Genomic DNA, 21800 nt, shown 5'->3' on the forward strand with positions numbered 1-21800 from the left:
CAGGTCCTGCGCTCCCGTTCGCCCGACGGCGTCGAGCAGGAGGTCTGGGGCCACCTGCTCGTCCACCATGCGATCCGCCAGCTGATGCACACCGCTGCCGAAGGCGCCGGCACCGATACCGACCGGCTCTCCTTCACCCGCACCCTCCGCCTCGCCCGACGTCAAGTCACCGCGCAGGCGGCCTTTTCCCCCTGACCGCCTGGTGGCAGCCCTCACAGACGGGTTGCGCGAGATAGCCCGCCACCTGCTGCCCCTGCGCCGCCGGCGCTCGAACGCCCGCGTCGTCAAACGCAAGATGTCCAACTTCGGCGTCAGACGAGCCGAGCACCGGCTCTGGCCGCAGCCCACACTCGATCCAGTCGATGCCGTAGCCATCGCCCCGCACCACAAAACGGCCCCGATACACCCACCAGTGAAGGTCCCACGCGTCTGGGATTCCTAAGTCACTGGTATTGGGGCTAGTTACCTCTCTACGGACTCCCGGAATCCACTCTTCCGGATATTCGAGTCAAGATTAATTTCGGTCTTTGGCTCTTTGCTTTTCTGGCCTTAAGCGGAATGTCCATCCAGGTGGTAACTGTCCGATAAGGCTCGTGCCGCTGAGTGATCAAGGCCACATTTTTGAAAGATCATTTGGAAGTCCTTCAATAAACCTTTAGATTCGTTCTGTCGTCGAAACATTCCGGCGTTTACTCAAAGTGGGGGTTTTCTAAAATGCCTAAGTTGCGTCGTGTTGCAACCGCCACCGCGGCTGCGCTCATCACTCTGGGTGTCATTGCCCCGGCTGCTTCCGCCGGCGGGAACTGGAGCTATGGGACCTCGCGCACCGTGCTCAGCAACGGTGAACTTTACACCGCGCTGACCAGCGGAACGATCAGCGACTGGAAGGTGACCGACTCGTACAAGAAGACCGGTGGTGGCACCATCACCGCGCGCTTCGGGTTCACCTACAAGGGCTCCTCGCACACGGGTGGCTGGTTCGACCAGGGCCCCAACACCACCAAGAGCACGTGGTGGAACAACTTCTACATCAGCACCTGCGAGCCGATCGTGGGGTGGATGCAGGTCAGTGGTCAGCAGACCTTCAACAACGCTCCGGTCACCGCCTGCTGAACGAGGGCAGACTGAGGTTCCCGCGTGTGGGGTCCAGTGACTGGACCCCACACGCTTGTTTATCCGATCCGCAGGTACGACCCCCAGGAACCATCGAATGATAGAAGCAATATTCAACGATAACCAAGGGATGCTGGCCACAGCCCTTGTCTCCGCGTTGATTCTGGCCCTGCTGTTCTTTGTCATAGGGCGGCGTCGAGGGAATTCCGGACTTGCCTGGGGGTTGACCGGTGCGGCATTGGCCGTGGAGGTAACCGCCACGCTGTACCCGATCTCCCTGGGAGCCCCGGCCTCCGCGACCTGCGTCATCGAGCGCGATCTCATCACGGGAACTTTCACGACCCAAGGCCTGATGAACGTCCTCCTCTTCCTCGGGCTTGGGGCTTTCGCCACATGGGCAACCCGGCGTCCGGTACCCGTTACCTTGGCTTGCATCGGTCTCTCCGCGGCCACCGAGGTCACCCAGGCGCTGACGCCTGGTATCGGGCGTGCCTGTGACAGCATCGACCTGTGGGCCAACAGCCTTGGCGCCGTACTGGGCGCCGGCGCCCTCGCCGCCATACTGAGGTGGCGCGACACTCGCGGGGCTGACGGGGCGGGCATCGCCATCAGCAGGCGCCAGATCCGTTGGTCGCTGATCGGATTCGCCGCCGGCATCGCCGCGATCGGCCTGGTGGCCTCGTTTACGGTCACGTTCGTGATGGCAGAGGTGGCCTGGGCGAACAACAGCACGAGCGAGCAGCGCACGCTTGCCCGGGAGACGGTCGAGGACTTCTTCGACGGACAGGCCGAGCTCAAGGACGTGCAGTACAGGCCCGGTCCCCCGGGACAGCCGTCCGTGGTCTCTGCCAACACCGACCGGGGCACCCTCGACATCGAGCTGCCTTCCGAAGAAGTGGTCTCCGGGGTGCTCCAGCACGTCAGCCCGCCACTCGAACCCAACACCCCACCCGTCACGGACACCGCTGCCCTCAAGAGCGGAACGGACTTCGTGCGCACGCGTTTTCCCTGGGCGCTCGCCGGCCAGACAGAGCTCACCGCCGCTGGACCCCAAGGAGCCTCAAAGCTCCTCTCCTGGCGCTCTCGTAAAGCCGGCGTGCTGATGCCCATGCGCATGGACGTGGTGGTCGGCCCGGACGCATCGGTCATCTCCTTCGCGGCACGCCACATCGCCGATCCCAGCTCGATGCCCTCGCCCCACCTGGACAAGAAGCAAGCCCAAGCCGTCGCGAGCAACAAATTCACGGGCAAGGAATTTCAGCTCACAGACCTCATCGCCCGCACCGACAGCACAGGAAACTGGCGTCCGTACTGGATCGTGGCCGTCGGATCACCTGCCTCACCGAACTCCGGTTCCCCGGAAAGCGCCCCTGAGGGCGGCGTGGCTCAAGACGGTTCTTCCATGGACGGCGTGCCCCAAGACGGTGCTCCCTCCTCGGACACCAACGTCCCCACCCGGCAGGTCTGGCTCCTCGACGCCGTCACGGGAGCCATTCGACCCGCGGGCCCCGAGCAGGACACCCCGAATTGAAGCCGGCACGCGAGATAATCGCCGCAATTCAGTCCGGGTGCGAATCTGCGGTTTGTTGCCACTGGGTGAGCGCGGTGGCGTCACCGTGCGCCAGTAGGTCGTTTGTGGTTGCGGGTGGCTTCGTTCACTTTTAGCAACAGCGTTTAGGGGCCCGTCGTTTGGATCTTCGATAGTTGGCCAAGGCGAGTCGATCGCGGTGTCGATTGCGGGGTAGGCGTCAGCGCGGAGGACTTCCGCACGAGCTCACTGGAGCAGTTCGAAGTGGGGGTGGTACGGAGAAGACGGGCAGACGTGGAGCTGCAGGTTGTTGCCGCCAGTGATGTCGTAAAAAGGTGAAGTTGCCGTTCCGAACGCCCAGGGGCGGCGGGTCCGGGGGCGGTCGGTCCTCGTCGGCGATCCAGGTCGCGCTGCCGCCGTCCCATTCCGATGAGGCGATGGTGAGGAGCGGGACCGCCTCGGTGCCGCACTCCGGGCAGGCGCGGTCGACGGCGTCGGTGTGGCTCCAGTGGGTCCAGCCGCCGGTCTTCCAGCCGGGGGCGGACGGGTCTGTGGGCCTGGACTGAGTCGGCGTCCGGCGCGGACTGACAGTACGTGAACGAAGTCGGACGTCAGACCGCGTTCCGGCACGCCTTTGGTGAGGCGCTGCTCCTGGCCAAGTTGGTGGTCGGGGTCAAGGCCCGCTCTCGGGGACGCCGAGGTCTTCACCGACGAGTACGCCTCCTACGGGACGAGGACGCAGCCCGCCGCCGCATCGCCCGCAGGATCGCCGCCGCCCGCCACAGCCGGGCCGTCACCTCGCCGAAGGCCCGCAACGGCCGTGGTCTCGCCGGGGACGACGACGTACGTGACGGTGACGTAGCGGCCGCGCGGGTCACGGCCGGGCAGGTCCCAGACACCGAGCTGGAGCAGCTCCTCGGGGTCGACCTGGACTCCGGTTTCCTCGGCCAATTTGCGCGCGGCCGGGCTTCGTCCCGTCTTGGGTCCCCCTTTAGAAGCCGTTGTCTTTCCGCGCGTGATGGGTATGTTTCCGCTGGTCAGGGATCGGGCCGATGTGTTTCGGTGGAAGGGGCGAGGTGTTGTGTCGTCTCTCATCTGCTGGCGACGCCTCAACAAACCCGAATCATGATCCTGTTACGAGCTCTTTGATTGGGTGGGACAAGGGCCTGGGGGCTCGCCGAGGAGGGGATGTCTGGGAGGGTGTCCGAACAGGCCCGAGGACCGTTTTGGCCATATGAGATTTGGGAGCCTGGTTTTGGCGAGGGGTAGTGGGTGTTGACAACTTTCTTGCGGGTCATTGGTGTTGAGGGGGCGAGTCCACTCGCGCCGATGGCTTACGCATGACGCATATCAGCCACGCAGATATGGTATCTGGATATCGAAGCGCGGCCATGTGTCCGCAGAGCAGCCGTTTCGCGGGTGTTCAGTCGAACTGATTGCACCCTCTTCGGAATCCCGGAACCCAGTCTTCCGATTTTCCGGGTCAAGATCATTTCCGGCCCTTCGGGTCTTCTTTTGCCCCCCGAGTGGAATGTCCACCCGGGCCTTAACTGTCCGTTATGGATCACATCCCTAGGTGATCAAGGCCACATTTTTGGAAGATCCTTTGGGCGCTCTTCAATAATCCTTTAGACTCAGTCTGCCGTCGAGACACTTCGGCATTTACCAAAAGTGGGGGATTTTAATGCTTAAGTTGCGTCGTGTCGCAACCGCCACCGCGGCTGCGCTTATCACTCTGGGTGTCGTTGCCCCGGTTGCTTCCGCCGGCGGGAACGTGGATTACGGGACCTCGGCCACCAAGCTCAGCAACGGTGTGCTTTGGACCTCGTTGAACAGCGGAACGATCAGTGACTGGAAGGTGACCGACCAGTACGACAAGAAGGGTGGTGGCACCATCACCGCGCGCTTCGGGTTCACCTACAAGGGCTCCTCGCACACGGGTGGCTGGTTCGACCAGGGCCCCAACACCACCAAGAGCACGTGGTGGAACAACTTCTACATCAGCACCTGCGAGCCGATCGTGGGGTGGATGCAGGTCAGTGGTCAGCAGACCTTCAACAACGCTCCGGTCACCGCCTGCTGAACGAGGGCAGACTGAGGTTCCCGCGTGTGGGGTCCAGTGAGCGACTCTGTCGGGGATCTTGGATGTTCGTGGTCATTTGCCTTGCCGCCACCAGCTTTCCCAGGTCAGGCCCCGTGCATCGAGGTAGAGCTGAAATGCTGTGAGTGATCGCGGGTGGTCGGCAGCTGGAGGCGCGTGGATCGCGAGGCGCTCGAGGTTGATGGCGATGGCGGTCAGGACGTGCTGCACGTGGGTCTTGGCAACGCCGTGGTAGCGGCCGCGGCGTGCCCGGTGTCCGTTGACGAATTCACAGATGGTGCCCTCGACGCCGGAGCGGGCGGCGTAGCGGCGTTGCCACTGGGGATTGTGCTGGTCGGTGCGGTTGCGGGCCTGGAGTTCGTGCAGGTGGCGGGGCAAGAAGTTCACTGTGCGTGCTGAGGTGCCCCTCGCGCAGAGGGACCGGTCGGGGCAGGGATCGCACTGGCGGGCTGCGAAGCGGACCACCGTGTAGGGAGCCATGGCAGGTGGTTCGAACCATCGCTCGCTGGTTTCTCCGTTCGGACAGGTGACGCGGCGGTGTTCGAAGTCGATGCTGAAGGCTTCCCGGGTGAAGCCGGTCTGCTGTTTCTCCTGCCAGGATCCGGACGCCTTGACCGGGCCGACGAGCTGGATCTGGTGGTCTCGGGCGGAGCGGTCCAGCAGGGCTGCGGAGGTGTAGCCGCCGTCGACCAGGTGCTCAGCGGGCAGCAGCCGGCGGGCGTGGAGTCGTTTGTGGATGCCGGGCAGAGCCTGGCTGTCCCTGGTCGGGCTGGTGGTGGCCACATCCGTGATCAGATGGACGCTGTCGTCGCTGTCGCAGGTCTCGGTGACGTGGACCAGATAGCCGCTCCACCGGGTGTCGCCCCGGATGGCCCGGCGAGCTTCGATGTCGTAGGGCGAGACGATCCTGAGTGCTCCGCGGGGCTGTCCGTCCTTGTCAGTACGAGGGCGAAGGCCGCCGCGGGTGTCGAAGAGGAAGTTCTGCACGATGATCTGGCGCAGGGTCTCGACGCGGGGCCCGCGTGCGGTGGGTGGGAGTCGGTCCAGGAGCCGATAGGCGTCGGCACCGGCCTGCTTGAGACGGGCGGCAGGATGGCTGGGCTGGCTGGCAAGACGCACCGGGCGGCCATAACGCTTGGCCCAGTCGGCGTCCACCAGCTCGTCCAGGACCGCTGGAGCGCATCGGGCGGATTCCTCCAGGGCGGCTCGCACCGCTTCGAGGACCAGTTCCAGGCGGGTCAGCTCGCCGGCGGCGGCCAGGACCTGGGTCGAGTCGGTGCGCTGCCGGCCGCGTTCGGTGACCAGCCCCGCGGCCCTTATCCGTTCCAGGGCCAGGGAGAGAAGCTCATCGGCACGGTCGTCTTCACACAGGCGGTCGCGGAAGTCCGTCAGCACGCTGTGGTGGAAGCCGGGGTCGTCCAGCTCCATGGCCAGGGCGTACTTGAAGTCGATGCGGCAACGCACCGCTTCGGCAGCCTGCCGGTCGGAAAGGTTGAGCAGGAACTGGAGCACGCACACGGTGGCCAGCTGAGCGGGCGAGAGACCGGGACGGCCATTACGGGGATACCAGATGGCGAAGTCCTCATCACGCCATAGTCCGCCGAGGTGGTCGCGGACCCACATCGCCGTAGTGCCAATCGGGTTGCTGGCACGGGCCATACGCGCAGTGAGCTCCGGGACCTCAGCACCAGGTCGGGGACGTACGGACACTGAACACCTCGGGAGAGACGAGCGGGACGAGCCGAACTCCCGCAGTGTCCCGAGCGATCGATGGCGGTGTCCTTCGGACCCCAAGATCCCCGACAGAGTCGCTCAGTGCCTGGTCAGGACCGAGGAACCGTCCTCGTAGATAACTTCGCCTGCCTTCGGGTTCTCGACCGTGTCGGGTTCGCCCAGTGGAACGAACTCCTCGGACCCAGTGGCGAACCGGATCACCACGTCACCCGAGAGGGCGTCGAGGTCGAAGGCGCCCGCTGGCAACCCGTGGCGGATCGAAACGGTGTTGTACGCGTCCACGGCCGAGTTGATCCGCGGCAGCGTGCCCTTGCGGGTGAGGCGGCGACCGAGTGCGTCCACACTGGGCCTCTCCCGGCGGGGGTTCGTGCCGAAGGAGCGGTACGCGTCGTGCCAGGAGGCGATGCGCGGATCGGTCTCATCCGCAGGCTCCCAGTCACCGGCGGCGACCACCTGTTCGATGTCGGCCAAGGCCGCCACGATCTCCGGCCACGGCTCGTGCACACGCAGGCCCTCGGCCGTGACCAGGGCGATCAGAGCAGTGGGGAACGCCGCCGATACCTCGGGGGACAGTCGGAAGACAGTCAAGGGGGACTCCACGATGCTCAAGGGCCAGAACGTGATCAATGCTATTGCGCCGTCACAGGACGGCGCAGACGATCGGTGAGCACTCCCAAGCCCGCCGCCATCAGCGCGAAGACGGGGGCGAGCCCCACCCCCGCACCGAATCCCCACAGGCCGAAGGCGAAGGCTCCTGCGGCTTGGCCGAGCGCGGCACCACCTTGCAATGCCGCGCCTACCCATGCCTGGGTCTCCGCCGCGGTGCCGATGGGCGCGAGATCGCCCGTCATTCCGTACATCGCCACGAAGCACGGCCCGAAGGCCATTCCGACGGCCAGTGTGAGAGCGATGACCACCACCGGATGACTGGTGCCCGCCACCGCGAGAGCCGTTGCGGCCAGGCCGAGGTACGACAGCAGTCGCGGCAGCTGCGATACCTGGGCAGCTCGCACCGGTGGCAGCGCGCCGATCACCAGCCCGCCCACGATGCTGCCGGCTGCCAACACACTGACCGACACGCTGCCCAGCAGCTCTCCGCCATACGAGATCAGGCTCACCTCTACGACCCCGACGACCGCGGAGAAGAACAGCGCGCAACCGAGGTGCAGCCGGAGCGGAACGCTCGTAAGCGATCCCATCCAGCTCTGCTGCTTGCCAGCGGACTTGGCGGGTTCACGGCCGGCCAGCGCACGCAGTAGCAGAACCGTCGCCAGCGCGCTCACCAGGACGCAGGTACCCAAGGCAACCTGCGGTACCAGGACCGCGCTCAGGACACCCACAAGCAGCGGTCCCACGATGAATCCGGCATCGGCCAGCACCGCGTCCAGCGCGAGCGCCGTCGCGCGGGTCTCCTCGGTGGTGACGGACCGCCACATGACGCGGGTCAGCACCCCCACCGGCGGGGCCACGGTGTTCGCGGCCAGGGCGCCGGCGAAGGTGAGCAGCAGCGGTCCGTGCGCCGCCTCGTTGACCACGATCAGGGTGACCAAGGCCGCGTGGAGGGCGAGCACGCTCCAGAGCACCGATGCGTAGGGCAGGCGGTCGAGCAGCCGCCCACGGGCCGGGGCCGCGATACCCCCGAGAGCCGATACCGCGGCCACGGCGCCGGCCACGGCGTACGAGCGGCCGGACGCGACGGTGAGCAGCAGGCTCAGGGTGAACATCGAGCCCTGCAGCTTGCTCGCCAGCGCGGCGACCCCGCACCTGGCCATCCCCGGCTCGGACAGCAGTCGGCGGTACCGGCTGAGTCCCTTGTGGCCCAGCGTCATGACGTGGGTGCCTGGGTGGGCTCGACGGTGACCTCGAGACGGCCGACCGCCTCACGGGCCCGCCGCAGCGCCTCGTCTGGGGTGTCGCCGGTGGCTATGACAGCTCCTGCCCGGTCCGACGAGCTGCGCAGCTCGCCGATGACAGCGCCGGGCGCGACGGTATCGTAGACCTCCGTAACCCCCTCTGCCGACAGCACCTCGTCCAGGCCGCTGACGCTCGACACCGTTCCGGCCCCCGGTGTGAGGAACCACGTCGCAGCTCCCTGTGGTTCGGCGGCGCCGTCCAGATTCAGTGGGCGGCCGGCGAGCCAGTCGAAGGTGATCCGCTGGACGTCCAGGCCCACGGCGAGCCGTACGAGTTCAACGATGCCGCCACCGCCGGGGCGGCAGTGCGTCTCGACGACGCGCGGCCCCCTGGCGGTGAGCACGATCTCGGTGTGCGCCGGACCCTCCGTCAGTCCCACCGCGTCAAGACACGCGCTGACCTCGGCCGTCATGCCACGCACGACATCGGCGGAGACACGCGCCGGCACCAGGTGTCCGATCTCGACGAAGTTCGGCCCCTTGAACTTCTCGGTCACCGAGAGGAGATGGTGCGTCCCGTCGGTGCTGAAGGTCTCGACGCTGAACTCAGGCCCCCGCAGATACTCCTCGGCTATCCACACGCTCTCCGGATCCGCTGCGGCCGTGGCCCCCACGGTCCGTGCGACCGCGTCGACCAGGCCGTCCTCGTCCCGTACGAGCGTCACACCGCGGCTGCCCGATCCATCGACGGGCTTGAGGACGAACGGGTACCCCATTTCGGCGGCGAATCCCTGCACCTCGTCGGCCGTGGAGACACGGGCGGCGATGACCGCGCCGACCGCGGAGTCATGCAGGATCTCGCGCATCCGCGCCTTGTCGTTCACGGCCCTCGGCACGCCGGGGCTGTTGCCGGGAAGGCCGAGCGACTCGTTGATCACGGCGGCGGCTTCCACGTACGCGTCGCTCATCGAGACCGCCACGCCAAACGGCTGCTCTGCGTGGATGGTCTTCGCCGCGGATATCACGGTGTCCGGGGCCGGGTCGTCGAGCAGCGTAGCCTCGTCCGAGCCGGTCGCGAGCCACGCCGGCGCGCCCTCCCGCACCCCCAGGTAGTGCACCTGAAGCCCCGCCTCGCGAGCCGCCCGGGCCGCCGCGGGATGGCGCCCTCCGATGAGAAGAACACGTGTCACGGCGCGGCTGCGAACGGTCATCGCGCACCTTCTTTCTGTTCATCCACGGCGACGGCCTGAGGGGTGTCCAGCAGGCGGTGTCGGATTCTGATACGCCGGGCGTACTCCGGGTCCTGCACCATAAGCATGAAGTGCACGCGCCGTAGGGCGTGATGGGGGATTCCCGGCCACAGATGGTGAACCGTGTGGTAACCGTCTGCATGGGGATGAACCAGTACACGGTGCAAGAGACCCACGTTGGAGACGGTGGCGTCGAAGACCGTCCCCGAGTCGGAGTAGATATGCTCGTCCGCTTCGGCGATCAGACGCAGCACAGGCAGGAACACGAACACCGAGATCACCCAGAGCCCTGTGGCGACGAGCGCCGCCACAGGGTCGGCGAGCAGCGCCGCGGGTCCGGCCACCAAGGCTACGCTCCAGAGCAGGGCCCCCGCCGTCGTGGTGAGGTCGGATTTGACCTCGCGGAGCCAGCCGATCTGGTAGCGCGTGATCCTGACCAGAACCGAACCGGTGAACCCGGCCGCCGACGACCGATCCATCGCTTCCAGGTCCAGTTCCGCGTACCGGCGCCGGTCGGGGTCCTCCGAGGTTCCGAACCTGCCGTGGTGGCGAAGGTGGCTCGCCCTGTAGTCGGAGAGCCTGCCGCTCGTCGGCAGGCCCGCGAACAGCCAGGCGAGGATGTCGTTCATCCGTCGCTGGTGGCGTGACCAGTTGTAGTGCGACGCTTCGTGGGTGAGGTTCTCCAGAGCCCTCAGCTGGCGCGCGATGAGTACACAGCCGACGATCGCGCTGGGCACGGAACAGAGCGGGGTCGTGGACACCAGGAGCCATGCGCAGAGCACAGCGGCCGTGAGCGCCACGGCCGAGTCGGCCAGCGCGCAGGCCACGGTGAGTACGGGCCGACTCTGGTGCGCAGCGGCTATCTCCTCTCGGAGCCCGTGCGGAAGCCGGTAGCCCTTGCGGTACGGGCTCTCGTCCTCCGGCGGAACGGCGGACTGGACAGCCGCCCCCGAATCCGGTGGTGCGGGACTCACGTGGTTCGTCGTCATCATTTCCCCGTTGGCAGCGCAGCGGCCTCTCCGTCGTTGCCTCGGGCCCGGATCACGTCCTGTCGGGGCAGAGTGGCAAGCGCGTCGTAGCGCCGCTGGTTGTAATTGAGCATGTGCAGAAGGCCTGATGAGCTCAGCCGGCTCCTGGACGACTGGGCGGGGCGGGGCAGCGGCATGCTGCCAATGGATGCCCAGCGCAGACGCCCGTGGTCGTCGACCACGGCGCGCGCCCGCTGCGCATTGTCCTGGTGGAGGCAGTACGGGACATCGAGCGTGCCCAGCTGGAACGCGCGCAGGAGTGCCCTGCCGATGTCCGGATCGAGGGAGAGGGTGTGCTCCACCAGCGCTGCGGCTTCCTGGTAGACGCCCGTATCTGCTACGGAGGCCGGTTCGGGAGCGGCCACCCGGTAGTTGCGGGCAGCCTGGGCCGCGTACTCCAGGGACTGGACGTTCTCCGCGACGGTCGGGATCCGGTGGGCCTCGGCCGGTGTCTTCACGATGAGTCGCTCGACACCGGCCGAGACAGCCAGCCGGGCGCTGTCGCTGAGAATGGCGAGCGCGCCCGCCCGGGTCTGCGGGAACACTCCCATGAAGGTGTAGAGCACGACGTGCCAGTCCATGCCGGGCAGCAGCTCGGCGGCCAGCCGGCGCAGGGCTGCGAGGGCCTCGCGGTCCTGCGCCGGATCGGTCTGCTGCGCGTAGCTCAGGGAGACGCTGCGCAGGCCGTGCTGCTGGAAGAACAGACACTCCAGCACGCTCAGCGCGATCAGCAGACTCGGCGGGCAGAGCTGGCCTAGCATGCATCCGCCGAAGCTCTCCAGATGAGACACGGAACCGGGCCGGGAACGCTCCGCGAGCAGTTCACAGCACCGCGCCCATGCCTCTATGGAATCCTCCAACGGCGTCCGGCTGTAAGGGAGGCAGTACGACACCGGACCGCCCTCCGTCGCCGTGAGCCCCGCCTCGGTCAGCACCTGGAAGAGGGCGTATGGCAGGGAGGACCCGTGGCGTACCTGGACGGGGAAGCTCTCGGAGATGAGCCCGTCGAGCATGGCCCGGGTGGTGTCCGGGCCATGCGCCACGAGGGGGAAGCCGTTGAGGTCCTCGCCCTCGGCCAGCGCCCGGCGAGCCGAGTCGTGGTCGTTGACCCGGGTGAAGCTGTCGACGGTGAGCGTGCCGACCGCCGTCGCGTCGCAGTCGTGCACGGCGGCGAGTCCGGCGCGCATCTGCCGGATGCCGCCGAAGCCCATGCGCGGCTGGACGATGATCTCGCCCCGGGCCCGCCCGCGGTTCACCGCGGCGGGCAGACCGCCGAGCGTCGACGGATCAGGTCCGCACGGCAGGGGTCCGGACCTGACCGCCGGAGGTCCCGGTTCACCCGTGGGCGTCAGCACCCGGCACCCGCCATCGTGCCCAGCTCCTGCCCGCTGCGTCCAAAGACGGCGAGGAAGCGGTGGAAGTCGACGACTCCCGTCTCGGCGCCGAAGACGGCGTCGAAGCCCGCGTCGAGTAGCTGCTGGTGGAAACGCGTATTGCCGGTCCCGTGAATCCCCAGCCTCCCCCCGATGACGACCGTCAGGGTCGCCAGCGGGCCGCCCTCCTCACGGATGGCACGGATGAGCCGCACGCCGTCCAGATGGCCGTGGCCGTTGACGGTGCTGATGACCACGGCGTCCGGCCGCCACGAGAGGCAGCGTTCGACGATCAGGCTGTCCGGAGCGCACGGGCCCAGGTTCATCACCTGGTAGCCGCTCTCCTCGATGAGGAGTTGAAGAAAAATGAGATTCCACATGTGGGCGTCGGATGAGACGCCGGACAATAGAATCCTCTTGGGGGTGCCAGGGACCGTCCCGCCCCCGGCGACAACCGCCCCGTCCATGACAGCATCCTCCCGTCGGCAGTGGTCCCTGCACTCGGCGGCGGATGAACCGGCCGCGTTCGCCCCGCAGGTCAGCGGCGCAGCGAGGCCCCGGGGGAGTTGGCGAGCGTCAGCAGCTCGGTGCGCTGGGGACCCTCCTCGCCGAATACACCGCGCATGACGGCGGATGTCATGACAGCTCCGGTCCGTACGCCTCGCATGGTCATGCAGAGGTGCTCGCCTCGGCCGATGACCGCCACGTCCGGAGATCCGGTGATCAGGGCGATCTCGTCGGCGATGTCGGCGACCAGCCGCTCCTGGACCTGGAGCTTGTGGGCGTGCTTGTGCGCGATCCGGGCGAACTTCGACAGGCCCAGTAGGTTCTGGTGCGTGCGGTAGGCGACCGTGAGCGAGCAGTTGAAGGGCAGCAGGTGGTGCTCGCAGAGCGACCAGACCTGCATGTCCGAGACGAGGACCATCTGGTTCTCGGCGACGCTCTCGAAGAGCGTTTCGATCTTGCCGGCGTCGTAGTTGACGAACTCACGCCACCACTTGGCGTAGCGCCGTGGGGTGTCGAGGAGGCCTTCGCGGTCCGGGTCCTCGCCGATCTCGACGAGGAGGCGGCGGGCGATGCTCTCCAGCGGGTCGTCGGTCGGGTTGATTCCGCCGGCGGAGGCAGCGGCGAGGTCTTCGAGTTCGATGGTCATTTCACACTCCCCTTTGATCTCCCCAGGCCAATACGTGAAGCCTGGTTGAAAGATTCCAGTTACGTCGCACTACTTCATCCGAGAGATTTCCCAGATGCCGACTGATGTCGGTCACGTTCTTCCCCTCGGGCATGATCCAGATCGGACCTATTCCCAGTTCCCCCTGCAGAGAGGAAACTTCGTCGAGATCCTCATGGGACTTGCAGACGAATTTGAATGCGACTCCCGGAGTCTTCCCCAGCTTCTGCAGCGCGGGAGGCTTGATCCTGCGGTGCAGAGGGTCTCCGGCGTGCGCCAGCTTGGGGGAAACGTTGAATCGAACACCGAGTTCGATCAGCTCGTCGTCCGGGACGACTGTGCCGTTGGTCTCCAATTCGACGGAGATTCCCCGGTTCCGGAGTATGCGCACCAGGGGGACGATCCGCTTCTGCTGCTTGAGGGGTTCCCCGCCACTGATGACGATGAGGTCGACATCCATGGCGAGCAAGTCCCGCAGCACGTCCGCCACGCTCATGGAATTGAGCTCTTTACGGGGATCGTATGCACGACCCTCGTCACTGATTCCCTTCCAGTCCCAGGTGTACGGCGTGTCGCACCAATGGCACGACAAATTGCAGCCACCCAGCCGGAGGAACCCGCATCGCTGACCGGCGGACGGACCTTCTCCCTGAACGGTGGGTCCGAAGATCTCGTTCACGACGATCTTCGCGGCATCCGCAAAGAGTTCGTCCTCTGTTTCGATGACAGTTCTCCGCTCACTGGGCTTACGGGCGGAATTCGGCCCACGTCTTGGGGGTTTCGGACACTCGGACCGCGGAAAGTTCGGGGACGCGCTCGGACCAGATGGAGAACATCCACTGCGCCATGTTCTCCGCCGACGGATTGCGGTCGTGGATGACCTCGTTCAGGTGGCGGTGGTCCAGCTCGGAGTCGATCCACTTCTTGAAGTCCGAGAGCTCGCCGTAGTCGCGGACGAAGCCGGGCTCGGTCAGCTCGTCAGTCGCGCACCGCAGCTCGAGCTGCACGGTGTAGTTGTGGCCGTGGAGCCGGGCGCACTGATGGTCGTGCGGGAGTTGGGTCAGCTGGTGGCTGGCCGAGAACTGGAAGTCCTTGGTGATCGTGAACATCTCTCAACCATTCCTGTACTCGGTAGGGTCGGACACATCTGATTTCTCGAAGGCGAGTCGCCGGTCCTGGCAAGCTGCGCACAGGCCGCACTGGACGTCGTAGCCGTTGAAACAGCTCCACGTCTCCGCCCACCGGACGCCGAGGCGGTCACCGAGATTGATGACTTCGCTCTTCGCTACGTCGATAAAGGGAGCAATGACCTGCAGCTCGGCCGGTGCATAACCGGCAGTGGCCACGCGCTCCATTGCATTGAAGGCATCGATGAATTCACGGGAGCAGTCCGGCGCGGTGGTGTCATCGCCGGCCACCGTGCCAATGGCCACCTTGTCCGCCTTCTCCGCGGCCGCCCGCCCGAAGGCGACGGACAGTAGGATGACATTGCGGTTCGGCACCACGTTGACGCTTCCCGGAGCCGTGTAGTGCTGGTCCGGTACATCGACGTTGCTGTCGGTGAGGGAGTAACCGGGAAGCATGGTCGCGATGTTTCTCAGATCGACCACTTCGTAGTCGGCCTCGAGTCGCACGGCGGTCCGCTCCGCGAATTCGTGCTCCTTGCGGTGCCGCTGACCGTAGTCGATCGACAGCATCAGAAGATCGTGACCCTGGTCAACCAGATGATGAGCCAGAACGACGGAATCAAGCCCGCCGGAAACTGTAGCGACTATCCGCGCCATGACACATTACCTAACTTTCGCCTTGCTCGGTGAATTCGATCGTGACGAGTTCCCGAATCTTTCCGAGAGTTATCATCACGTCTTCCTGTGAAGCTCCCGAAACCCAGACGCCGAGCGGGATGGTCTTCGTGTTGCGCGTGATCGGGACGTGATCGCCTGGCTGATAGGTGACGAGCAGCTCGTCTACACCCGGCAGGCTCCGGACCTCTTCCATGCCATGCATAACGGAGAGAGTTCCTGGCCGTTTCTCGTTACAGATCGCGCTCGCTCCGCAAACGGCACGAAATACTGGCGCCGACTCGATCAGACGCGGCTGGCGGCCCTGGTCCAGATAGAACTCGAGGGCGTCGTGGAACGGCCGGATGTCACTGTGCCGGGCCCACTGGTCGGTGATGGGGCCGCCGGGTAGGCGGGCGCCCGTCTCAATCAGATAGACGCCGTCCGTGCTGCACTTGACCTCGGTGTGGCTGGGGCCACTGCGGATGCCCAGAGTGTCCAGCGCGGTTTGGGCGAACTCCTCGACGCGCTGCCAGTCCGGGTCGGTGTCGTCGATCTGGACCGAACCCCAGTAGGGCAGGTCGTAGTCCGCGTCATCCGGCCGGCGGTACTCCCACATGTCGACGACACGGTGTCGGCCCTCGAAGCTGAAGCAGTTGACGGCGATCTCGCGGCCGCGAACGTACCGCTCCACCAGCCACTCAGTCACCTCCCAGCCGAACAAGTCGCGCCGTTCCTGATCCTCGAGGTGGCGCGCCGCCTCAGCATCTGGCAGCAGTGTGACGCCGTGCGATCCCGCGCCAGTCGTAGGCTTGAGGATCGCGGGATAGCCGATCCGGTCCGCGGCCTCCGGCACCTCGTCGAGACTGTGCACGACCTGGAACTCCGGTACCCGCACTCCGGCGGCCTGGGTCACCCGCCGCATCTCGGCCTTGTTCCTGCGGGCGAGCGCGAGCTTCGTACCATTGCCGGGCAGATCAAGCTGCTCCGCGACCTGCTCGGCCAGTTGGACCGCCGACTCCATGGCCGGGACCACTCCACAGATGCGATAAGGATGCCGCGCTAGCTGCTCGACGACGTCCGCTGCCTCTGATGCGTACAGGGTCACGTCGTCGCCGGCGGCATGCGACGTCCAACGGCCGTGCAGTTCGGCTGGTTCGAGCGTGTAAACCGAGACGATGGCGAGACCCCGCTCCCGCGCCGCCGGTTTGAAGTTGGCTCCCTTATTGACGGGGTCGAGCAGCAGGACCGCGTCCTGCGTGGACGTATTCATGATCACCTGACAGATGGGGGGCGGGAACGCGGGAAGCGGCCGAAGGCCAGTCACGCAGCGGGAGAGAGGTCGAGCGGTGTACCCGTGAGCTCCACGTGCTTCTCGGCGAGCACCTTTGCCGCCTCGCACGCTTCGGGGGTCTCTGCGACGGTGATGACGACCGCGAAGCGTCCCCGGACGTGGTCCCTCGGAGGAAGCCGCAGCTTCCGGCCAGCGGTGACCAGCGGGATGATCTCGTGGACTTCGGACGGCAGACCGTCCGCGGTCACGGTCAACTCCTCGACCTCAATGTCGGTGTCGGGATAGAGAAAGTCGATCTGCGCGGTGCGACGGGGCAGTTCCGGTGTGGTCGGGGCGAGGCCCAGTGCGAGCCGGGCAGCGATCTCGCCGTAGTCAACACCGGTCGCCAACTGGGCGGTGTAAGGGATCAGGTCCCCGCCCAACCGTGCGTTGACCTCGATGACCTTGGGCCCCGTGCTGGTCAGCCTGATCTCGGTATGGGTCATCAGACTGGAGAGGCCGAGCGCGCTGTGGGCGTCCTGCAGGATCCGTGTGATCTCCGGGTCCGTCAAAAGTGGGTCGCGTGCACTCACGACATGCCCAACCTCCTCGAAGTGCGGTGCGAAGCCAGTCTTCTTGCGCGCCACGAAGAGCGGGGTCACCTGACCGTTATGGCAGGCGGCGTCGATGCTGATCTCGGGGCCGTCGGCGAAGGACTCGACCAGCACGCCGTCTTCCAGCCTGGGGAGTTCGGTGAACTCCACACCCCGTGTCGCGGTGTACGCGGTCGGCAGATCCTCCGCATTGTCCACCAACGTGACGCCGAGGCTGCCCGCCAGAGCGCGCGGCTTCACCACCACGGGGTAACCAAGAGAGGTAGCCCGGTCGGCGGCCTCCTCCAATGAGGAAACGGCGTACGAGAAGGGCTGGGGAACCCCCGCCGCCGAGAACGCTCGCCGGGTCGCGGCCTTGTCGCGGCAGGCGGCGACTGCTTCGAGACCTCCGCCCGGCAGACCAAGCGCATCCGCCACCGCGGCCGCGATCGATACCCGGATCTCGTCGTATGAAAGCACACCGGAAACGCCAAGGCGCCGGTGCACGGAATCGGCGGCCTCAATCGCCGCTGTGGGATCTAGTGCGTCCAGCTTGGTGCTGCCGACGATGTACGGGGTCTCCCAGGTGATATCACTAGCCGACAGCAGCCAAATGTCGCAATCCTTGGAAATGGACCGCAGAAGGTACTCGCGCCAGATGGGCGACCCGCTGCCTATAAGTAGAAGGAGTGGTTCCTCTTCAATCAACCCAGATAAACCCGTCATACGTGACCACACATAGAGACGAACGGATTCTTCACATTCTCCCCCTGCCTGATTCTCGCTGCCTGGCTCGGCAACACCGAGAGCAGAACACGGAATCAGGAACCGGTCTAGGGATCTGAGGTTCCCTTGAGCTATTAAGATCACCAACCGGCCACCTCGGCCACAGAAGGAAGGCCGGGATGTTTACCTGCGCGCGAGGTGCCGGTATGCCTCCGATGTTGCACCTATGTCCTACACGCCATGGCGTGCGGATCGTTAAATTCCGGCGCTTGATGTGGCCGAAATGGAGTCGCCCACCGCTCTTGCGGAATCCGCGATTCACCATTTCGAGCATCTCCAGCTTCTCGATCAGGCCGCGGAAGCTGCTGTGAGGCAGCATGTCGGCGCACACACCTCGGCGTGACTGGGGCGCTCACGAGTCGTACCGGATAGCCCCGTTCGTCAGGTTGAGCCCGCACGCGTCCGGGAAGCTCGTGATGGTTCTGCGGCGCGAGGGTGTCGACGCAACCCGTGACGGCCGGCCATGGATTCCGACGGAGGACTGGCGCTGCTGTTCGCGACGTACTGGCATCCGAACCTGACGGCGTGGTAACTAGCCCGACGGTCGCTCGGACTATCGGCCACCGCAGGCCCGAATACACGCCCTTGCTGCGCGGTCGGGGAACTGCTTGACACTCCGCTGACCACCAAGTCGCCATCGACGCCCACACCCGACTGGTCATCGCGGCCGGCCGGCGACTCGCCGGAAACCGTAACGACTGCTAAGGGTTGTCCCGCAACTGCCCTCATGGCCTCTGGTCGCCGTGACAGACGCCGGAAACCGGGTGCAGTAGGCCATGGCTGCCTGGCAACATGGGTCACGTGATCATTTATCGAAAGGCCGATGCCGCGTAGACGGCCGCGCGCACTGCGCGCTGAACAACCGGTCTCCCGCGTCTGGGGGCCGACCCCAGCGTTTCGGATCCATGGACTCTCCGCCAGGGCGAGCCTGGCCGTGTACCGGGCCGAGCACCTGAGCGACAGCTTCTACATCCACCCAGGTGCCACCGACCGTGCGTTGCGGCGGTACCGCGAGTTCCTGCACCCACCGGGCGGACGTCCGTTGTACCCGCGGGATTCGTTCTGCTCGTGCACCTGGTGCTCCTTCGACGACGTCAGACATGCACGTGACGTGCTGGAGGAGGTGCTGGAGCGGCTGCCGGAACGAGCCCGTGCCGAGCTCGGCCGACTCGTGAAGCCTATGGACGCGATGTTCTTGCGCCGTACTCTGCCGGACCCATTCGTGCACCGGCGCCAGTGGCGGACACAGTCCTGGTGGTATCGCTGCCTGGCCGACAGGTCGGAGTGGGGGTGACGGAAGCCATGGTCGCCCCCCTACCGAGGTGGGATGATCACAGCCATGGGTGTGGTGATCACGGCGTCGGAGTCGTCCTGGATAGCCCCGTTCACCGGGCTGAGCTCGCACGGCTTCCGCAAGCTGATCACAGTCCTGCGCCGCGAAGGTGCCGATACCATGCGGCCCGGCCGGCCCTGGAGCCTTCCGCTGGAGGACCGGGTCCTGCTGGTCGCGGCCTACTGGCGGACTAACCTGACGCTACGGCAGATCGCGCCGCTGTTCGGTGTGTCCAAGTCAGCGGCCGACCGGATCGTGGACCACGTCGCTCCATTGCTCGCGCTGAAGCAACGGAAGCGGTTCGGCAAGGACACGGTGCTGATCGTCGATGGCACCCTCGTTCCCACCCGGGACCACGCCATTGCCGCGAAGTCGAAGAACTACCGGTACTCCACAAACCACCAGGTCGTCGTCGACGCTGACACGCGCCTGGTCGTCGCAGTCGGCAAGCCGCTGCCCGGCAACCGCAACGACTGCAAGGCCTGGACGGAGTCCGGCGCGAAGGACGCCGTCGGCAGGACGACCACGATCGCCGACGGCGGATACCCGGGCACCGGCCTGGTCATCCCGCACCGCCGTCCCAAAGGCGGCGAACTCACCGACTGGCAGACCGAGCACAACCACGATCACAAGAAGGTTCGCGCCCGAGTCGAGCACGTCTTTGCCCGCATGAAGAACTGGAAGATCCTCCGCGACTGCCGCCTCAAAGGCGACGGAGTCCACCACGCCATGCTCGGCATCGCCCACCTCCACAACCTCGCCCTCGCCGGATAGGCGGACGGGCCGCACAGCGAACGGTCACGTCCAGAGCGACTCAAAGATCATTTACGGGACAATCCTTAGACGTGGGAGGAATCCGGCACCAGGCGTGCCGTCGACAAGACCCTCGCCAGCGCCGACGCTCATCCAGGCACAGCACTCGTCATCCCGCACCGCCGTGAGCGCGGCCAGGCCGAACTCCCGGACGGCAGGGACCAACCCAACAAGTCGCATGAGCAGTTCTGCGCCCGCTCCGACCAGTCCTTGCCCACATGAAGACCCGCAAGATCCTCCGCGGGTGCGCCTCAGCGGGAACGGAGCCACCACGCCGCGGGCGGCATCGGGCGGATGCACCGCCTCTCGCTCGCCCGATAAGCCACCAGGCAGCACAGCAGTCGATGGCACCCCAAGCCGACTGGAGATCATCTATGGGGCAGCGCTTGAGGGACCAGGGGGCGGCGCTGAAGTTCCCCCTGCGGCCTGGACAGCCTGATATTGGGACGGACGGTCCCGGAGGAAGCAGTTCCAGGTAGTGAGCAAGAAGAGCAACACGAGCAAGCGGTACACGCCCGAGTTCAAGCGCGACGCGGTGGCCCTGGTGTATTCGTCGGGCAGGACGGTCACTGAGGTGGCCCGGGACATCGGCGTGAGCCCCGAGGGGCTGCGAAACTGGGTCAACCAGGACAAGACCGACTCGCGGGCAGGGGCCGGCGGGCGCGCTGACCACGGCCGAGCGCGAGGAGCTGGTGCGACTGCGCCGCAAGGTCCGCGAGATGGAACAGACGATCGAGGTGCTGGGAAAAGCGACCGCCTTCTTCGCGAACCACAAGACGAAGTAGACGTAGCCGCGCGCTACACGTTCGTCGACGCGGAGAAGGCCGGCCCCGACCGCCCGGACGGCTACAGCACCTCGCTGCTCTGCCGGGCCCTGAAGATCTCCCGCTCCGGCTACTACGCCTACCTCGCCGCACGTCCGAACGCCGCTGCCACAGCGCGCGAGGAGGAAGAACTGGTGGCCGAGATCCGGCAGATCCACGAGGAGTCCCGCCGCGCCTACGGCGCACCGAGGATCACAGCGGCCCTGCGCCGGCGGGGACGCCGGATCAACCGGAAGAGGGTCGAGCGGCTGATGCGCGAGCACGACATCCGCGGGATCACCCGCCGCAAGCGCCGGAACCTCACCAAACCCGACAGAAGAGCGGCACCGTCGCCGGACCTGGTGGGACGCGACTTCACCGCCACCGAACCGGGCACGAAGCTGGTCTCCGACATCACTTATCTGCCGACGCTGGCCGGCTGATGGTATCTGGCGACGGTCATCGACTTGGCGACCCGCGAGGTGATCGGGTACGCGATGGCGGACCACCACCGCGCCGAGCTCGTCGCCGACGCGCTGAAAATGGCCGCCGGCCGCGGGGCCCTGAGAGAGGGATGCATCGCCCATTCGGATCGCGGCTCGGAAGGTGAATTCAACTGGTCGTCGCAACACCTCCGTGATCAAAGGTGTTGCGACGACCAGTTGAATTCACCCTGGCAGCCTCGGTCGGAGTGGAAGATCACCGGGCCGGACGGGCGGCGGGTGTGGCAGGCGGCCTCGAGGGCGTCGGCGACGAGTTCGGTTCGCAGGTGGTCGGCGGTGGCCCAGCCGACGACGCGGCGGGAGGCGATGTCGATGACGGTGGCCAGGTAGAGCCAGCCTTCGTCGGTGGCGATATAGGTGATGTCGCCGCACCAACGCGTGTCGACCGCTGCCGGGTCGGGCCGAAAGTCGCGGAGGACCAGGTCAGGACGCGTGGCGGCCTGGGAGTCGGGGATGGTGGTGCGGTGCCGTCGGCGACGGTGGCGGCCGGCGAGTCCGGCTTGCCGCATCAGGCGGGCCACCCGCCTGCGGCCGCAGCCAGCGCCCTCGCGCTTGAGGACGGCGTGAATGCGCGGGGATCCGTAGGTTCCGCGTGACTGCTGGTGCACGGTGGTGATCCGCTCGGTCAGCTCAGCGTCTCGCGCCGTGCGGGGACCCGGAGCGCCAGTGCGGCGGGCGTAGTAGGCGGTTCGGGAGACCTCGAGGAGTTCACACGCCTTCTTGACGCTGTGACCTGCAGTTTTCTCCGCCTCGATGAACGGGTG

The 21800-nt window shown here is 66.1% G+C and carries 19 protein-coding genes and 5 pseudogenes; 9 read left to right on the forward strand and 15 right to left on the reverse strand.

What is annotated here, in order from left to right; translation table 11 throughout:
• The 3 genes and pseudogenes from ACIQV3_RS39815 to ACIQV3_RS39825 all read left to right on the forward strand — a co-directional run.
• Positions 1–195: pseudogene (locus ACIQV3_RS39815) on the forward strand (IS4 family transposase); the annotation flags it as partial.
• Between the two features lie 528 nt (positions 196–723).
• Positions 724–1113: a hypothetical protein gene (locus ACIQV3_RS39820; RefSeq protein ID WP_403722056.1), complete on the forward strand. Its 390-nt coding sequence runs from the start codon at positions 724–726 to the stop codon at positions 1111–1113.
• A gap of 97 nt (positions 1114–1210) precedes the next feature.
• Positions 1211–2644 carry a VanZ family protein gene (locus tag ACIQV3_RS39825; protein ID WP_403722058.1) on the forward strand — a complete coding sequence of 478 codons (1434 nt, stop codon included), beginning with the start codon at positions 1211–1213 and terminating at the stop codon, positions 2642–2644.
• 720 nt (positions 2645–3364) lie between these two features.
• Here ACIQV3_RS39825 and ACIQV3_RS39830 read toward each other — a convergent pair.
• Positions 3365–3592, reverse strand: a complete 228-nt coding sequence (locus ACIQV3_RS39830) for a hypothetical protein (protein WP_403722060.1) — start codon at positions 3590–3592, stop codon at positions 3365–3367.
• Between the two features lie 877 nt (positions 3593–4469).
• On the opposite strand from ACIQV3_RS39830, the gene ACIQV3_RS39835 reads away from it, so the two are divergent.
• Positions 4470–4724 (forward strand): hypothetical protein, encoded by a 255-nt coding sequence (locus ACIQV3_RS39835; protein WP_403722062.1) that lies wholly within the window; start codon positions 4470–4472, stop codon positions 4722–4724.
• A 72-nt stretch (positions 4725–4796) separates the two neighbouring features.
• Here ACIQV3_RS39835 and ACIQV3_RS39840 read toward each other — a convergent pair whose 3' ends face one another.
• The 13 genes and pseudogenes from ACIQV3_RS39840 to ACIQV3_RS39900 all read right to left on the reverse strand — a co-directional run bounded on the left by ACIQV3_RS39840 (position 4797) and on the right by ACIQV3_RS39900 (position 17506).
• The gene (locus ACIQV3_RS39840; RefSeq protein WP_403722064.1) at positions 4797–6401 is read right to left on the reverse strand and encodes an IS1182 family transposase; all 1605 of its coding nucleotides are present in this window, start codon (positions 6399–6401) and stop codon (positions 4797–4799) included.
• 156 nt (positions 6402–6557) lie between these two features.
• Positions 6558–7064 (reverse strand): annotated as a pseudogene (locus ACIQV3_RS39845) (B3/4 domain-containing protein); the annotation flags it as partial.
• A gap of 41 nt (positions 7065–7105) precedes the next feature.
• On the reverse strand, positions 7106–8305 hold the full coding sequence (locus ACIQV3_RS39850) for an MFS transporter (protein WP_403722067.1): 1200 nt from the start codon (positions 8303–8305) through the stop codon (positions 7106–7108).
• On the reverse strand, positions 8302–9540 hold the full coding sequence (locus ACIQV3_RS39855) for an ATP-grasp domain-containing protein (protein WP_403722068.1): 1239 nt from the start codon (positions 9538–9540) through the stop codon (positions 8302–8304). The genes ACIQV3_RS39850 and ACIQV3_RS39855 overlap by 4 nt, the downstream gene beginning before the upstream one ends.
• Positions 9537–10571: a fatty acid desaturase family protein gene (locus ACIQV3_RS39860; RefSeq protein WP_403722070.1), complete on the reverse strand. Its 1035-nt coding sequence runs from the start codon at positions 10569–10571 to the stop codon at positions 9537–9539. Before ACIQV3_RS39860 ends, ACIQV3_RS39855 begins: the two co-directional genes overlap by 4 nt.
• Positions 10568–11863 carry a methylaspartate mutase gene (locus ACIQV3_RS39865; RefSeq protein WP_403722074.1) on the reverse strand — a complete coding sequence of 432 codons (1296 nt, stop codon included), beginning with the start codon at positions 11861–11863 and terminating at the stop codon, positions 10568–10570. Before ACIQV3_RS39865 ends, ACIQV3_RS39860 begins: the two co-directional genes overlap by 4 nt.
• Before the next feature lie 92 nt (positions 11864–11955).
• Positions 11956–12360: a cobalamin B12-binding domain-containing protein gene (locus ACIQV3_RS39870; protein ID WP_403722081.1), complete on the reverse strand. Its 405-nt coding sequence runs from the start codon at positions 12358–12360 to the stop codon at positions 11956–11958.
• A gap of 158 nt (positions 12361–12518) precedes the next feature.
• On the reverse strand, positions 12519–13133 hold the full coding sequence (gene folE, locus ACIQV3_RS39875; RefSeq protein ID WP_403722083.1) for a GTP cyclohydrolase I: 615 nt from the start codon (positions 13131–13133) through the stop codon (positions 12519–12521).
• 1 nt (position 13134) lies between these two features.
• Positions 13135–13830, reverse strand: a complete 696-nt coding sequence (locus ACIQV3_RS39880; RefSeq protein ID WP_403722087.1) for a 7-carboxy-7-deazaguanine synthase QueE — start codon at positions 13828–13830, stop codon at positions 13135–13137.
• Positions 13831–13897: 67 nt separating this feature from the next.
• A complete protein-coding gene (gene queD, locus ACIQV3_RS39885) occupies positions 13898–14260 on the reverse strand; it encodes a 6-carboxytetrahydropterin synthase QueD (protein ID WP_403722090.1) in 363 nt (120 codons plus the stop codon).
• Positions 14261–14263: 3 nt separating this feature from the next.
• The gene (locus ACIQV3_RS39890; RefSeq protein WP_403722093.1) at positions 14264–14935 is read right to left on the reverse strand and encodes a 7-cyano-7-deazaguanine synthase; all 672 of its coding nucleotides are present in this window, start codon (positions 14933–14935) and stop codon (positions 14264–14266) included.
• A gap of 10 nt (positions 14936–14945) precedes the next feature.
• On the reverse strand, positions 14946–16205 hold the full coding sequence (locus ACIQV3_RS39895; RefSeq protein ID WP_403722096.1) for an ATP-grasp domain-containing protein: 1260 nt from the start codon (positions 16203–16205) through the stop codon (positions 14946–14948).
• 50 nt (positions 16206–16255) lie between these two features.
• Positions 16256–17506 (reverse strand): acetyl-CoA carboxylase biotin carboxylase subunit family protein, encoded by a 1251-nt coding sequence (locus ACIQV3_RS39900; RefSeq protein ID WP_403722099.1) that lies wholly within the window; start codon positions 17504–17506, stop codon positions 16256–16258.
• Positions 17507–17901: 395 nt separating this feature from the next.
• On the opposite strand from ACIQV3_RS39900, the pseudogene ACIQV3_RS39905 reads away from it, so the two are divergent.
• The 5 genes and pseudogenes from ACIQV3_RS39905 to ACIQV3_RS39925 all read left to right on the forward strand — a co-directional run.
• Positions 17902–18107 (forward strand): annotated as a pseudogene (locus tag ACIQV3_RS39905) (hypothetical protein); the annotation flags it as partial.
• 61 nt (positions 18108–18168) lie between these two features.
• Positions 18169–18286: pseudogene (locus ACIQV3_RS39910) on the forward strand (IS5/IS1182 family transposase); the annotation flags it as partial.
• 637 nt (positions 18287–18923) lie between these two features.
• Positions 18924–19691 carry a transposase gene (locus ACIQV3_RS39915; protein WP_403722108.1) on the forward strand — a complete coding sequence of 256 codons (768 nt, stop codon included), beginning with the start codon at positions 18924–18926 and terminating at the stop codon, positions 19689–19691.
• A gap of 517 nt (positions 19692–20208) precedes the next feature.
• Positions 20209–20976: an IS3 family transposase gene (locus tag ACIQV3_RS39920; protein WP_403722102.1), complete on the forward strand. Its 768-nt coding sequence runs from the start codon at positions 20209–20211 to the stop codon at positions 20974–20976.
• Positions 20977–20982: 6 nt separating this feature from the next.
• Positions 20983–21126, forward strand: a pseudogene (locus ACIQV3_RS39925) (IS3 family transposase); the annotation flags it as partial.
• A gap of 47 nt (positions 21127–21173) precedes the next feature.
• Here ACIQV3_RS39925 and ACIQV3_RS39930 read toward each other — a convergent pair.
• Positions 21174–21800, reverse strand: a 627-nt coding sequence (locus ACIQV3_RS39930) for an IS3 family transposase (protein ID WP_403722104.1), incomplete at its 5' end; no start/stop codon positions are given.

Origin of the sequence: Streptomyces sp. NPDC099050 (genome assembly GCF_044759865.1) — a bacterium.
Classification (GTDB): domain Bacteria; phylum Actinomycetota; class Actinomycetes; order Streptomycetales; family Streptomycetaceae; genus Streptomyces.

Bases quoted from the DNA above. Each gene is read 5' to 3' on its own strand.
- ACIQV3_RS39825 (WP_403722058.1), top strand. From the start codon at position 1,211: ATGATAGAAGCAATATTCAACGATAACCAAGGGATGCTGGCCACAGCC.
- ACIQV3_RS39840 (WP_403722064.1), bottom strand. From the start codon at position 6,401: ATGGCCCGTGCCAGCAACCCGATTGGCACTACGGCGATGTGGGTCCGC.
- ACIQV3_RS39850 (WP_403722067.1), bottom strand. From the start codon at position 8,305: ATGACGCTGGGCCACAAGGGACTCAGCCGGTACCGCCGACTGCTGTCC.
- ACIQV3_RS39855 (WP_403722068.1), bottom strand. From the start codon at position 9,540: ATGACCGTTCGCAGCCGCGCCGTGACACGTGTTCTTCTCATCGGAGGG.
- ACIQV3_RS39860 (WP_403722070.1), bottom strand. From the start codon at position 10,571: ATGATGACGACGAACCACGTGAGTCCCGCACCACCGGATTCGGGGGCG.
- ACIQV3_RS39870 (WP_403722081.1), bottom strand. From the start codon at position 12,360: ATGTGGAATCTCATTTTTCTTCAACTCCTCATCGAGGAGAGCGGCTAC.
- folE (WP_403722083.1), bottom strand. From the start codon at position 13,133: ATGACCATCGAACTCGAAGACCTCGCCGCTGCCTCCGCCGGCGGAATC.
- queD (WP_403722090.1), bottom strand. From the start codon at position 14,260: ATGTTCACGATCACCAAGGACTTCCAGTTCTCGGCCAGCCACCAGCTG.
- ACIQV3_RS39890 (WP_403722093.1), bottom strand. From the start codon at position 14,935: ATGGCGCGGATAGTCGCTACAGTTTCCGGCGGGCTTGATTCCGTCGTT.
- ACIQV3_RS39895 (WP_403722096.1), bottom strand. From the start codon at position 16,205: ATGAATACGTCCACGCAGGACGCGGTCCTGCTGCTCGACCCCGTCAAT.
- ACIQV3_RS39915 (WP_403722108.1), top strand. From the start codon at position 18,924: ATGGGTGTGGTGATCACGGCGTCGGAGTCGTCCTGGATAGCCCCGTTC.